Source organism: Nonomuraea phyllanthi (assembly GCF_006334985.2).
GTDB lineage: Bacteria > Actinomycetota > Actinomycetes > Streptosporangiales > Streptosporangiaceae > Nonomuraea > Nonomuraea phyllanthi.
On record NZ_VDLX02000001.1, the window covers coordinates 763064 to 776437 of the forward strand.

13 protein-coding genes are annotated in these 13374 nt (G+C 71.5%); 6 read left to right on the forward strand and 7 right to left on the reverse strand.

Annotation, left to right across the window (positions count from 1 at the left end; genetic code table 11):
• Nucleotides 1–55 precede the first annotated feature (55 nt).
• Nucleotides 56–1018, forward strand: a complete 963-nt coding sequence (locus FH608_RS03570) for a glycosyltransferase (protein ID WP_139628312.1) — start codon at nt 56–58, stop codon at nt 1016–1018.
• Between the two features lie 165 nt (nt 1019–1183).
• Nucleotides 1184–1897 (forward strand): acetoacetate decarboxylase family protein, encoded by a 714-nt coding sequence (locus tag FH608_RS03575; RefSeq protein WP_139628313.1) that lies wholly within the window; start codon nt 1184–1186, stop codon nt 1895–1897.
• A 35-nt stretch (nt 1898–1932) separates the two neighbouring features.
• Here FH608_RS03575 and FH608_RS03580 read toward each other — a convergent pair whose 3' ends face one another.
• From FH608_RS03580 to FH608_RS53730, 6 genes are all read right to left on the reverse strand, one after another.
• The gene (locus FH608_RS03580; protein ID WP_139628314.1) at nt 1933–2817 is read right to left on the reverse strand and encodes a glycosyltransferase family 2 protein; all 885 of its coding nucleotides are present in this window, start codon (nt 2815–2817) and stop codon (nt 1933–1935) included.
• A 185-nt stretch (nt 2818–3002) separates the two neighbouring features.
• Entirely contained in the window at nt 3003–3770 is a 768-nt protein-coding gene (locus tag FH608_RS03585) for a CDP-alcohol phosphatidyltransferase family protein (RefSeq protein ID WP_139628315.1), read from the reverse strand.
• On the reverse strand, nt 3748–4788 hold the full coding sequence (locus FH608_RS03590) for an iron-containing alcohol dehydrogenase family protein (RefSeq protein WP_193318241.1): 1041 nt from the start codon (nt 4786–4788) through the stop codon (nt 3748–3750). The genes FH608_RS03585 and FH608_RS03590 overlap by 23 nt, the downstream gene beginning before the upstream one ends.
• Nucleotides 4789–4815: 27 nt before the next feature.
• Entirely contained in the window at nt 4816–5550 is a 735-nt protein-coding gene (locus FH608_RS03595; RefSeq protein WP_139628317.1) for a phosphocholine cytidylyltransferase family protein, read from the reverse strand.
• Between the two features lie 75 nt (nt 5551–5625).
• Nucleotides 5626–6249 (reverse strand): DUF5941 domain-containing protein, encoded by a 624-nt coding sequence (locus tag FH608_RS53725; RefSeq protein ID WP_139628318.1) that lies wholly within the window; start codon nt 6247–6249, stop codon nt 5626–5628.
• Nucleotides 6246–7661 (reverse strand): CDP-alcohol phosphatidyltransferase family protein, encoded by a 1416-nt coding sequence (locus tag FH608_RS53730; RefSeq protein ID WP_263008730.1) that lies wholly within the window; start codon nt 7659–7661, stop codon nt 6246–6248. The genes FH608_RS53725 and FH608_RS53730 overlap by 4 nt, the downstream gene beginning before the upstream one ends.
• 112 nt (nt 7662–7773) lie before the next feature.
• On the opposite strand from FH608_RS53730, the gene FH608_RS03610 reads away from it, so the two are divergent.
• Both FH608_RS03610 and FH608_RS03615 read left to right on the forward strand, forming a co-directional pair.
• Complete coding sequence (locus FH608_RS03610) at nt 7774–8523, forward strand: IspD/TarI family cytidylyltransferase (RefSeq protein ID WP_226898912.1); 750 nt, start codon at nt 7774–7776, stop codon at nt 8521–8523.
• Between the two features lie 59 nt (nt 8524–8582).
• The gene (locus FH608_RS03615; protein ID WP_226898915.1) at nt 8583–10319 is read left to right on the forward strand and encodes a CDP-glycerol glycerophosphotransferase family protein; all 1737 of its coding nucleotides are present in this window, start codon (nt 8583–8585) and stop codon (nt 10317–10319) included.
• 33 nt (nt 10320–10352) lie between these two features.
• On the opposite strand, the gene FH608_RS03620 is transcribed toward FH608_RS03615, so the two are convergent.
• Nucleotides 10353–11372, reverse strand: coding sequence for a glycosyltransferase family 2 protein (locus FH608_RS03620; RefSeq protein ID WP_139628319.1), 1020 nt, complete (start codon nt 11370–11372; stop codon nt 10353–10355).
• Between the two features lie 80 nt (nt 11373–11452).
• Here FH608_RS03620 and FH608_RS03625 point away from each other — a divergent pair, with 80 nt between their 5' ends.
• On the forward strand, nt 11453–12898 hold the full coding sequence (locus FH608_RS03625) for an LCP family protein (RefSeq protein ID WP_139628320.1): 1446 nt from the start codon (nt 11453–11455) through the stop codon (nt 12896–12898).
• 22 nt (nt 12899–12920) lie between these two features.
• Nucleotides 12921–13268, forward strand: a complete 348-nt coding sequence (locus FH608_RS03630; protein WP_139628321.1) for an STAS domain-containing protein — start codon at nt 12921–12923, stop codon at nt 13266–13268.
• Nucleotides 13269–13374 lie beyond the last annotated feature (106 nt).

Below are 13374 nucleotides of genomic sequence, written 5' to 3' on the forward strand. Positions count from 1 at the left end.
CGACCGTTTCACCCGCATTTACGCCTTTGACCTGGGAAGCGCGGAGCATCGACACATGCGCGCATGTGTCGCCACGACCGTCCATCATCCCGAGGACGCCCGGATCATGCACCGGCAGATCAGGGCACTGCTCGACGCGGGCCACGAGGTCACCTACGTCGCGCCGTTCACGTACTTCAACGTGACCCCCGCCATGGGGCTCACCGCGATCGACGTGGGGCGGCACGCCGCGTACGGCAGGGCGCGCGCGGCGCTCAGGCGCGGCGTGAAGGGCGCGGACCTCTTGATCGTCCACGAGTACCGGTTGCTGCGCATGCTGCCTCACCGGCGCCCTCCGGTCGTCTGGGACGTACGCGAGGAGGTCACCCCCAAGCAGCTCGCCAGGACCGGCAGACGCCACCAGGTGATCACTCCCGCGGTGGTGCCGGAGGCGACCCTCGTGTCGCCCAGCCCGCCGCCTCCCGGCGATGCCAGGGTCGTGCACATCGGGCGCCTCTCGACCGAGCGCGGGGTGTCGGAGCTGATCGGGCTCGCCGAGCGCCTGGTGCCGCACGGCGTCCGGCTCGACCTCATCGGCGCCGCCGCCCGCGAGGCCCGCCCGCTCCTGCGGGACGCGCAGCGGGTGGGGCTGCTCGACTGGTACGGGTACGTCCCGCTCCGGCACGCCCTGCGCATGGCCGAGGGGGCGCTGGCGGGGCTGTCCCTGGCCGACGACACGGTGCGCACGCTGCCCACCAAGATCATGGACTACATGGGCCGGGGGCTGCCGGTGATCACGACACCGCAGGGGGCCGCGCTGGTGGAGGCTACCGGGTGCGGGCTCGTGGTGCCCGTGGACGTGGACGCGGTGCTGAACGCCGTACTGGAGCTGAAGGGGGATCCGGAGCGGCGGACCCGGCTGGGCGCGCTGGGCCACGCTGAGGCCCGCATGCGCCACCACTGGCCCGACCACGCGACCGCCTTCGTCCGCCGCGCCGAGTCCTGGGCCGCCCTCCCCACCCACGCCCTCGCCGTCTGACCCGAAACGCCCGCCCCTCCCCAAGGGAACCCCGGCCACCGCAGCCGCGGAACGACGCCGCGGGCAACCTCCCTCCTCCTCCCAGAAGGAGAGCAACCGCCCCGCCACGGAACGACACCAGGGGCGGGAATGGCCACACGACCGAGGGGTTGATGTACTGGACCCATGGCAACGCATCTCATCCAGGGCCGGACGGTGGCCATGCCGGTGCGGGTGCGGGACGCGGAGGTCTGCGGCGCCTTCTACGCGGTGCGCGCCGACGCCGCCAGGGCGGTGATCGCCTACTCCGGGCTCGACGTGGCCGAGGTCCTGCCCGGCAAGGCCGTCTGCGTGCTGCTGTTCGTCGACTACCGCGACGGCGACCTCGACACCTACCACGAGTTCGGCATGGCGTTCCTGGTGCGTCCTCCGGGCGTGTCGGGGGTCATGAGGCTGCGGGACCTCCGGCAGGCCGGGCTGTTCGTGCACTGGCTGCCCGTGGACCAGCCGTTCACGCTGGAGGCGGGGCGGACGCTGTGGGGGTTCCCGAAGGAGCTGGCGGACATCGAGCTGCGGCTCGGCTCGCCGTACAAGCGGTGCATCCTGCGCAGGGACGGCCGGCTCGTGCTCGACCTGCTGATCAAGCCGGGCCTGCCCGTGCCGGGCGCCACGGTCATGGCGCCGATGGACGCCTACACGCACCGCGACGGGATCACGCGGCGCGTCCCGTGGTCCGTGCGCGCCCGGGGTGCCCGGTTCCGGCTCGGCGGCGCGCTGATCCGCCTGGGCAACCACCCCATCGCCAAGGAGCTCAGCGAGCTGGGGCTGCCCAGGCGGGCGATGTTCACCGCGACGGTGGCGCGCGGCGCGATGTCCTTCAGGGACGCCGTCCTGGTCTGAGCCTGAGGCCCTGGCGCGTGGCCTGGGGCCCGGGGTCAGACGATGGGCGGGCGGCCGAGCTTGACCATGCGCCAGGCCGTACGCCACGCCATGGGCCGCCGCTCCCCCGCCGGGGAACGCAGCCCCTCGACGAAGCCGGCGAACCACGCCTTGAGCGCCACCCCGGAGCGGCGCTCGCGCACGAGGGTGAGCACGACCCAGTTGGTCAGGTAGAGGAACGCCAGCGGCCACGGCAGGTTGCGCCGCGCCAGCCAGACCCGGTTGCGGGCGTTGAGCCGGTAGAACTCGGCGTGCCGCGTCGGCGGGACCTGCGGGTGGTACATCACCGTCTCGGCGTCGTACTCGATGCGGTAGCCCTCGCCCAGCAGCCGCCAGGCCAGGTCGGTCTCCTCGTGGGCGTAGAAGAACCGCTCGGGCAGGCCGCCCACCTGGAGGAAGGCCGAGCGTCTGATGGCCGAGGCGCCGCCGAGGAACGTCGTGACCGGCGAGGAGCGCTGCGGGTCGCCGGCGCGCAGGCGCGGCACGTGGCGCCGCTGGCCGATGCCGCCGTCGGGGTCCATCACGCGGAAGGAGATCACCGCGAGGTCCGGCTCGGTGGCGAAGCGGTCGCGTACGTGCGCGACGACCTTCTGGCTGGCATACCAGCCGTCGTCGTCGAGGAAGAGCACGACGTCTCCCGAGCACTCCTCCACGCCCCGGTTACGGCCCGCGGGAATGCCCGTGTTCTGGTCGAGCCGGATCGATTTCACGACCGCGGCCGACCCTTCGGGTGGCGTCGCCGACAGTGCGGGCACGTCAGCGCCGTTGCCGACGATCACCACCTCGACGTCGCCGTCGACCTGGTTGAGCGCGGACTCGACTGCCCGGTTCAGCTCCGCGACCCGGTTGCCCATGGTGAGGATGACGCACGAGATCTTCAACGAATCACTGTCCTGACGCGTTGAGAGCACGGGCGGAGCATTCTTTCATGATCACCGAGTCTGCTGGTCTGCATGTCTTGGAAAGGCTGGAGCTAAGCGTATCGGAACCGGCCATGAACCCCCACCGAACGGCGGACGTCCGATCTATACGACGGACGGGGAGCTCCTCCGGTTCCGACATGAGATCACGCCAGTCGTCTCGACGCGAGGATGCTTACCAAATGCAGGACGACTTGTAGGCATGCCGCGACGAAACAGGCGACCACCAGCACCCGTGTCGCCGTCAGGTTCCCCGCCGCGAGATCGACGACCGCGGTCGCCAGCGCGAGCAGGGACAGCTCGATCGGCTGCACGATGCGGTGGAACTTCGTCGCCGCCAGCACCCGCCTGCCGAGCGCCAGGAGCCCGGAGCGGAACTGCGCCACGGACGCCTCGGTCGCGGCCGACAGGCCGCCCTTGGCGCGGGCCACCTCCACCAGGTCGCTCTCGGCTTTGATGAGGATCGCGCCGAGCGCGCCCGCGAGGCCCAGCACGGTGTACCAGTCGGGCAGGACGGCCGAGGCGCGCCAGCCCAGCCCGACGAGCACCGCGGCCTCGGCGAAGTAGGCGCCGACGCGGTCGAGGTAGACCCCGGCCAGCGAGGTCTTGCCCGTCCAGCGGGCCAGCTCGCCGTCGGAGCAGTCGAGCAGCAGGTAGACCTGCACCAGCAGGGCGGCGAGCACGGCGGCCCACAGCCCCGGCAGGGCCAGCACGACCCCCGCCACGATCCCGGCCACCGTCATCACCCAGGTGAGCTGGTTGGGCGTGACGGGCGTCTTGGCGAGCAGCCACGTGACGTAGATGGACAGGCGGCGCATGTAGAGGACGCCCGCCCAGTGCTCGCCGTTCCTGCGCTCGAGGTGTCCGGCGGGCTGGGCGACCCGCCGCAGGTCAGCGACCGTAGGCCCGGACATAGTCCCCCACCCGATCGTGGATCTCGGAGTCCTGCATGCGCAGGTGCTCCAGGATCGTGTAGCGGCCGGGACGGGTCGAGGGCGCCAGCGCGACCACCTCGGCGAACTGCTCGCTGGTCAGCCCGATGTCGGCCGGCACGACAGGCAGCTCGTGCCGGCGCAGGCAGTCGATCACCTGGTCGGCCCTGGCCGTGTCGTCCCTGAGGAAGTAGCAGAAGGCGGCACCGATGCCGGCGAGCTCGCCGTGGTTGGAGGTGCCGGGGAAGAGCTGATCCACGGCATGAAGGATCTCATGGTCACCGCCGCTGGCGGGCCTGGACGAACCCGCGATCACCATGGACATGCCGGACAGGATGAGAGATTCGGCCAGAACGGTGAGGAACGCGTCCGACTCGATGCCGTCGGTGCGGCCGATGAGCGCCTCGGCCGCCGTGCGCGCCATCGAGCAGGCCAGCCCGTCGATGGGCTCGCCACGCTCGATGTTGCCGAGCTGCCAGTCGTCGATGGCCGACAGGTTGCTGACCACGTCGCCGATGCCGGCCTTGACGAGCGTCTTGGGCGCGTTGTGCACGAAGTCGAGGTCGACGAGGATCGCCAGCGGCATCGGCACGCCGAAGGAGCCCTTGCCACCCTCGTACACGAGGGAGGCGGTCGGCGAGCAGATGCCGTCGTGGGACAGGTTCGTGGCCACCGCGACCATGGGGATGCCCGCCAGCGAGGCGGCGTACTTGGTGGCGTCGATGGTCTTGCCGCCGCCGACGCCCACCACGACCTCGTAGGCGCCCTTGCGGAGATCCGCGCCGAGGGAGACGGCCGCGTCGACCGTCCCGTCGGCCACCCTGAACACCTCGGCCTCGCCCAGCGTGGGTGCGATCAGGCTCTCGATGTGGTCGCCCTGCCCCGGGCCGACGGCCACGGCGACGCGGCCGGAGGTCGCCACGCGGCTGTCGGCCAGCAGGGCGCCGAGCTCCGCCACCGCGCCCCGCCTGACCTCCATGAGCAGCGGCGCCGGCAACATCCTCGCTAGAAGCGGCATGCGCCCCCCTCAGTAGCGGACGGCTATGGTGCGGGCCTTGGCCAGGTCGTCGTGGTTGTCCACCTCGACCCAGTCGACCTCGCCGATGGGCGCGGCGTGGATCACCTCGCCGCGCTCGACCATCTCCTGGTAGCCGTCCTCGTAGTAGAGCTGCGGGTCGCGCTCGAAGGTGGCCTGGAGCGCGTCGGCCAGCCGCGCGGCCGCGCCGGGCCTGATGAGGGTGGCGCCGATGTACTCGCCGTACGCCTCGGAGGGGTCCATCAGCTTGGTGATGCGCCGCAGCGAGCCCTCGGGCGAGAGCGTGACCTTCATCTCCTCGTCGGCGAGCTTCTTCACGTCGTCGACGGCCAGCAGGATGTCGCTCGTCTCGGGAGCGGACAGCAACGTCTTCTCGACCGACACGGGGTGCACGGTGTCGCCGTTGACCAGCAGCGCGCCCTGGGCGAAGTAGTCGCGGGCGCACCACAGGGAGTAGGCGTTGTTCCACTCCTCGGCCTTGTCGTTGTGGACGAGGGTCAGCTTGACGCCGTGCCGCCGCTCCAGGTCCTCTTTCCGCTCGTGCACGGCCTGCGCCGCGTAACCCACGACGACCACGACCTCCCGCAGGTCCACCTCGGCGAGGTTGCGCAGCGAGATGTCCATGATCGTGGTTTCGCCGTCGACCGGCACGAGCGCCTTGGGCAGCGTGTCGGTGTAGGGCCGCAGGCGTCGTCCGGCCCCAGCGGCCAGCACCATTCCCAGCAACGTGCACTCCTCAGTCAAGCGTCCATGTGGCTCCAAAGAGTATTCGCCTTTGGGCCCTCCGCGGGTAATCCGGCGTTAGTCTTGCGTACCCTCATCGGCGGTCTCGGCGCCGGATCGGGGCGCGGCGAGCCAGCACGTCAGGCTCTCCCAGCCGAACAGCGCCCACAGGTAGAGCGCGAGCAGCACGTAGCCGGCGGTCACCCATCCGGACAGGGCGATCAGCGCGACCGCCATCATCCGCCCGTCCCAGCCCAGGCCGGACGTGGACAGCCACAGCGGCGGGTAGACGCGCTGCCGCAGCCGGTAGACGAGGTCGTAGTGGTGGAAGGCCAGAGCGCCGAGCAGCAGGAAGATCAGTACGGGGTGCAGGTCGTGGGCGAAGCCGCACGCCGCGACGAAGCTGTACTCGATGAGCCGCAGGAACGGCGGCACGAGCCAGTCGAACCTGCCGTCGTGCGCGTGCGTGCTGCCCGGCCCTGCCAGCAGCAGCGTCACGGCGGGCGCGAACACCGCGAGCCCGTCGCTTCCCGCGACGCCCAGCACCAGCAGCACGCCCGTCACGAACGCGCCCGCGACCACCGGCGGCAGCGGCGGGAGCTGCCCGGCCACGAGCAGCCCCATGGCGCGCGCGAGCGGGCCGTCGTCGCGGTAGGCCACGACCGTGCTGCTGGGAACGGGTGTCATGTGCACCGTGGTCATCGCGCCGACCTCACGATCCGCCCGCCGAGCTGGTAGAGGGCCGCCACGCCGCCCCAGCAGAGCAGCGACAGGAAGGTGATCCTGGCGTTCCACACGGCGGCGGTGAGGGCGATCAGCGCCGTGCGCTCGCCGATGGGCAGCACGATGATCTTCTTCAGCCAGTGGACGACCGTGTCGCCCTCGATCCGCTGGGCGAGCCCGAGCACCCCCTTGGCGCGCCCGCCGTCGGCCGGCTCCAGCAGGGAGCGCGGCGGGCGCCCCCACGCCGCGCCGACCCGGGCGGCGTCGCCGGCGGCCCCGGCGTACGACAGGTCGATGGCATGTCGCACGACCTGGAGGATCATGGCGCCCACGGCGAGGTGCCACCCGCCGAGGCTGCCGAGGCCGAACGCCAGGCCGACGTAGACGGCGTACTCCTTCAGCCGGTCCGACATGCCGTCGGCCCAGGCGCCGAGCGGCGAGAACGTGCGCGTGTAGCGGGCCAGCTGCCCGTCGAGGCAGTCGAGCGCGAACGACAGGAAGAACAGCAGCGCCCCCAGCAGCCGCCCGCCCTGCGTGCCCGCCGAGAACCAGACCGCCGCCAGCCCGGCCAGGGCGAGCGAGACGCCGGTGACGGTGTTGGGGGTCAGCTTGAGCAGGACCGCCGGCCTGATCAGGTGGCGCGTCCAGGTGGAGACGAGGAACGTGGCGACGAAGCCGTCGTCCTGCTTGACCGACAGGTCGAGCCTGACCTGGGCCTCGTCCACCTCGGCCAGCCTGGTGACGGCGGCGTCGGCGGCGCCCTGACCGGTCACCCGGTCGGCGTGCAGCGGCCCGAGCCCGGCCGCCCGCACCGCCACGCCCGACCTGACCAGCCCGACCAGCAGCAGGTCGACGGCCTCGACCGGCGTGACGGGACCCAGCCGGCCGGTGTCGGCCAGCTCGGCCAGCTCCTCCGCGATGTCGGCCAGCGCGGCCAGGTCGGCCTCGCCCGCCTGGAGCACGCCCCTGAAGGTGGCGTTCGCGTCGGGGACCACGTGGAACGAGCTGCCGGCCGCGACGATCCTGCCGCCCTGGACGCGTACGGGTGGCCGCATGGGCGCCGCGGTGGCGTCATTCGAGATCAGGGCGGCCGTGTCGCGGGCGGGATGGTCGAGCAGCAGCGCCAGCGCCTCGGTGTGGGCCACCAGGTCGGCGGGGAGGACGGCGACGGCGCCCGTGGAGATGCGGGCGATCTTGGCGACGCCCCTGAGGTCGGCGCCGAGGCCGCCACCCGGGGTCACCACCTGGATCTCGCGGACCGGCAGCGTGGCCAGCTGGTCGGTCACCCGGTCGAGCAGGGTGCCGCCGGCACAGGAGAGCTTGCACGCCGAAGTCGTCGCGAGCAGCACGACCGAGGCGGCCGTGGTCTCGCTGGTCAGTGAGTCGGGCAAAGCGCAGGTCTCCTCCCGGTCGCGCGGGAGCCGCATGGCTTGGGGGCGCGTGTCCACAGCGTAGCGACAGGTCAAGGCGATATCACGGAACAGGACCGTTACGCTGCCCGATATGGATGCACGGTTGCGGTCGGTCGGGGTGCTCCTCGCGGGCGGCGTGGGGCAGCGAATGGGACACGACAGGCCCAAGCAGCTCATCGAGGTGGCGGGACGCACGATCATCGAGCACTCGCTGGCGGTGTTCCAGGGCGCGCCCGAGATCGACGAGATCGTGGTGCTGATGACGCCCGGCCACGCCGACCGGGTCCGCGAGATCGTGGCCGCGGGCGGCTACGACAAGGTCTCCAAGGTCGTCGACGGCGGCGCGAGCCGTACGGAGAGCACGTGGCTGGCCCTTCAGGCGCTGGGGGACGAGGAGTGCGACGTGCTGTTGCACGACGCCGTACGCCCGCTCCTGGAGCCGCGGATCATCACCGAGTGCGTCAAGGCGCTGGAGACCCACCGGGCCGTCAACGTGGCGATCCCGAGTTCCGACACGATCCTGGTGGCCGCGCCGGCGCCCGGCGGCGAGGTGATCGGCGAGGTGCTGGACCGGTCGGTGCTGCGGCGCAGCCAGACGCCGCAGTGCTTCCGGCTCTCGGTGATCCGCGAGGCGTACGAGCGGGCGCTGGCCGACCCTGGCTTCGCCGCGCGCCCGGCCACCGACGACTGCGGCGTGGTGCTGCGTTACCTGCCCGACGTGCCGATCCACCTCGTCCCGGGCAGCGAGCGCAACATCAAGGTCACCCATCCCGCCGACGTGCCGATCGCCGAACTTCTCTTCCAGCTCACCGCATCTCCACCAATCTCCGACTTGCCCTGATAGGTGGCAGACGTTCGCGTGGACGCCGCTTGACCTGCGGGTTGTTAGCGTGCGATCACATGAGGAGACTCGTCCTGATCGCGGCCCTGCTCGGGAGCTACCCCGCGTTGCTGGCGTCGGCCCTGTGGCCGGCGCCGGCGGTGTTCGGGGTGGTGGCCGCGCTCTCGTACGTCGTCGAGCACCTCTCCTCGCGCGCCACCAGGCCGCTGCCCGAGCTCCTCGGCAGGCTGCACCTCGGCCTCACGGTGCGCTTCGCGGCCCGGCAGACCATGGCACTGCTGCTGGTGGCGCGGACCGCCGGGGTGGAGTCGCGGTGGTTCGTGGCGCTGGCGGCCGGGATGTTCGCCCTCCACCTGGTGCGGGCCGGGCACACCGGGCTGGCGCTGCGCCTCAAGGGCACGCTCAGCCGGATGCCGGTGAGCACCCGCAACCTCGACGTCGCGGCGCTGCGCGTGCCCAGGATGCCGCCCCCTTTCCTGCGTGACAGCCGCAGCGTGCGCTTCCTCTACCTGGACGCCCTGCCGGTGCTCGGCGCGGCCTTCGGCGCCGTGACCGCCGCCGCCGGGGCGGGGCTGGCGCTCGTGCTGGGCGTGGCCGGCACGCTCGCGCTCATCCCGTACGTACGGCGCGCCACCCCGCTGACCGACCGGGCGAGGGTCCTGGAGATCGTGGGCGAGCAGGTCGAGAAGTACCGTCCCGAGGTCATCCTGTACTTCTCCGGCGCCACCGCCGCCGCCTACCAGGCCAGGATGTGGCTGCCGACGCTGGAGCGCATCAGCCGGCGCGCCATCGTGGTGCTGCGCGAGCGCGGCATGGCCAACCACCTCGACTCGACCACGCTCCCCATGGTGTGCATCCCGTCGTCGGCCGACCTGATGAGCTTCCGCGCCCTGTTCAGCGCCAAGCTCTGCCTGTACGTCTCCAACGTCGGCCGCAACGTCCACATGCTGCGCATCCCGACCCTGCGCAGCGCGTTCCTCAACCACGGCGACAGCGACAAGGAGGCGTCGTTCAACCCGTTCTCCCGGGTGTACGACGAGGTGTGGGTGGCCGGGCCGGCGGGCCGCGACCGCTACCGGCGGGCCAGGGTGGGCGTGCGCGACGAGAGCGTCCACGAGGTGGGCAGGCCGCAGCTCGAAGGCATCTCGACGGAGGGGCCGGGGCTGCCGTACCGGACCGTCCTGTACGCACCCACCTGGGAGGGATGGAACGACGACCTCTTCCACACGTCGCTGATCACCATGGGCCCGCGCATCGTGCGGGCGCTCCTCGACCACCGGCCGGAGCTGCGGATCGTCTACAAGCCGCACCCGCTGACCGGGCACCGCGACAAGAGCGCCGCCCGCGCGCACCGGAGGATCGTGGCCATGATCGAGGCGGCCGAGCTGGCCAAGTCGAAGGCCCGGCACCCGTCGCGGGCGTCCGGCGAGACGCCGCGGATCGAGCACCTGATCGTCACCGGCTCCGAGCCGCACCTGTACGACTGCTTCAACGAGTGCGACCTGCTCATCACCGACATCTCCAGCGTCGTGGCCGACTTTCTGGCCAGCGAGAAGCCGTACGCGGTGACGAACGTCGCGGGCCTGCCCGAGCGGGCCTTCCACGAGCGCTACCCGAGCACCGAGGCGGGCGTGCTGCTGGGCGAGGACCTGGCCGGGCTCGCGGACTTCCTCGACGGGGAGGACACGCTGGCCCGGGCCAGGGTCAAGCTGCGCAGCTATCTGCTCGGTCCGGAGTATCCGGACGCGCTGACCCGCTTCAACGCGGCGGTCGAGCGGGTCTTCACGGAGTCATGAGCCCTGATCACGAGCCTGGGTCGTGAGCCCGGGTCAGGATCGGGGCGGTCTGGCCAGCTTTCTCGGGCTCGTGAGGAAGCCCCAGCCCCAGGAGCAGTGCATGGTCGCGTACACGACGGGCAGCCGCAGCAGCGCCCCCGGCGAGAGCCCGTTGCCGGTCAGCGCCGAGCCCGCCACGATGGCGACCGCGTAGCCGCCGGGGACGACGAGCGCCCACGGCAGGAACGGCGAGACGAGCAGCCCCAGCAGCATGGCCAGCACCGCGGCGGGCGGCGCGAGGTAGCGCAGGTTGATCGTGCCCTCGTGGGTGCGCGAGACCACCCGGCGCCAGCGGCCGTAGTGGAAGTACTGCTTGGCCAGCGCCTTGACGTTGGGGCGCGGACGGTAGGAGACCCGCATGCGCGGCTGGAACCAGACCAGCCCGCCGCTCTGGCGGATGCGGTGGTTCATCTCCCAGTCCTGGGCGCGCTGGAAGTGCTCGTCGTAGCCGCCCACCCGGACGAGCGCCGAGCGGCGGAAGACGCCGAGGTAGACGGTGTCGGCCGGGCCGGCGGTGCCGCCCACGTGGAAGGCGGCGGCGCCCACGCCGATCTTGGACGTCATGGCACAGGCGACGGCCTGCTCGAACGGCGTGACGCCCTCGGCCGCCATGACGCCGCCGACGTTGTCGGCGCCGGTCTCCTCCAGCGTCTGGACCGCGACGCGCAGGTAGTCGGGCGGCAGCATGGCGTGCCCGTCGACCCTGGCGACGATGCCGTTGCGGGAGGCGGCGATGGCCGCGTTGAGCGCGTTGGGGGTGCGGCCGGTCGGGTTGGGCACGACGACCACGCGCGGGTCGGCCGCGGCGATGGCGTCGGCGACCTCCTGCGTGCGGTCATGGGACGGGCCCACGGCGAGCACGACCTCGATCTCACCCGGGTAGCTCTGGGCGAGGACCTGGTCGACGGCCTCGCGAAGGTGCCGCTCCTCGTTGAGGACCGGCATGACGACGGAAATGGGGGGCCAGGCGCGCGTCTCCGCGGGGGCCTGCGGCGAGTCGGGGAACTGCTTCATGGCGGGGCTCACGCTACTGTACGACCACGGGAGGAGGGCAATCGAACGCCCGATCCTCCCGCGCGACACGAGGGGGCGGCATGCGCGACGAGGGCGAGGAGGACGCCGGTGTGCTCGTGGGCGGTGACGCCTACGGCGGCGTCAAGCTCGCGCCCACCCGGCCCCGCAGGCCGCTCAGGAGTGCCAGGGCCCGGCGCCGCAACGTGCTGCTCGCCGGCTTCCTGTCCACCGGGATCCTCGTCACCACCGGCGTCGTGTGGGCGACGCCGCGCCAGATCGGCACCGTCGACGCGGGCGTGACCGAGCCGTCGGCCCGCGGCGCCGAGAACATCCTGCTGGTCGGCATCGACAAGCGCGACGACCTCTCCCGCCGCCAGCAGAACCTGCTCAAGCTGGGCCGCGAGTCCGGCCAGCGCACCGACACCATCATGGTCATCCACCTGTCGGAGGACCACAAGCGGGTCACCGTGGTGAGCCTGCCGCGCGACACCTGGACGACCGTGCCGGGCAAGGGCGAGCACAAGATCAATTCGGCGTACCAGTTCGGCGGGCCCAAGCTCACCAAGCAGACCGTCGAGGCGGTCACCGGGCTGCAGATCAACCGCTACATCGAGGTCAACATCCTCGGCTTCATCGACGTCGTCGACTCCCTCGGCGGCGTCACCGTCTGCACGCCCGTACCGATCAACGACCCCAAGACCGGGCTCAACCTGCCGGCGGGCACCCACCAGCTCCAGGGCGTGCAGGCGCTCGGCTACGCCCGCACCCGGGCCACCGCCCGCTCCGACCTCGACCGCATCGACCGGCAGCAGCAGGTCATCTCGGCCCTGCTCAACCGGGCGCTCAGCGCCGACACGCTGGCCAACCCGGCCAAACTGGCCGCGTTCGTCAACTCCACGCTGAGCACGGTCAAGGTCGACCCCGACGACGGGCTGCTCGGCCTGGCCACCCAGATGCGGGACGTCTCGCTGCAGGACGTCCGCTTCGCGGAGGTGCCGCTGTCCGACGTCAACTACACGGCGCCCACGGGCGAGTCTGCGGTGCTGTGGGACAAGAAGGCGGCCCACGAGCTGTTCGCCAGGATCGGCGCCGACCAGGACCTGACCGTGCCCCCCACGCCCAAGCCCACGCCGACCCCCAAGCCCACCCGCTCGGCCGTCCCGCCGGAGAAGATCACGCTCGAGGTCAAGAACGGCACGCTCATCACGGGGCTCGGCGCCCGCACCAAGGAGGGGCTGGAGGCGTACGGCTTCAAGGTCCCGGACCAGGCCGGCAACACGACCAAGAAGGGCTACAAGAAGACCCTCGTCCGCTACGGCAAGGGTCTCGAGGACTCCGCGAAGGCCGTGGCCGCCGCCATCCCGGGGGCCGAGCTGCGCGAGGCGGACCTCAAGGGCATCGAGGTGATCGTCGGCAGTGACCAGCCGAAAATCGCCAAGCCCAAGACCAAATCCATACCTTCCACCAAGCCCGGCGTTACAACCACTACGAAGACGGCAATGCAGAACATATGTAAGAAACAGTGATGATGCCGGGCGGGTGAGGCCCATGATGGTCAGGTCGTGGCGGGAGGAGCCGTGCACGGTGCTGCACGTCACAGGTGACCTCGACGTGGCGGGCGCGCCCCGGCTGCGGGACGAACTGGATCTCGCCATCGCCGCCGCTGATCCACTCAACCTCGTCGTCGACCTGACCGAGGTGCCGTTCTGCGACTCCGTCGGCCTCGGCGTGCTGGTGGCCACGCTCAACCACGTGCACCGGGTGAACGGCCGCATGATCCTCGTGGTGGCTCCCGGCATGATCCGCCACCTGCTGACCATCACCAACCTCGACCGCCACTTCGAGACCCGCGAATCGCTCAGCGAGGCCCGCTCGGCCTTCGGCAGCGCGGCCTGAGGGGCTTGCCCGGGGCTCGACGGCGTGACCTGAGGGCTTGCCCGGCACTCGACGGCGTGGCTTGAGGGGCCGCCGCCGCTGACAGGGCGTTCCGCCGTGCTGGATA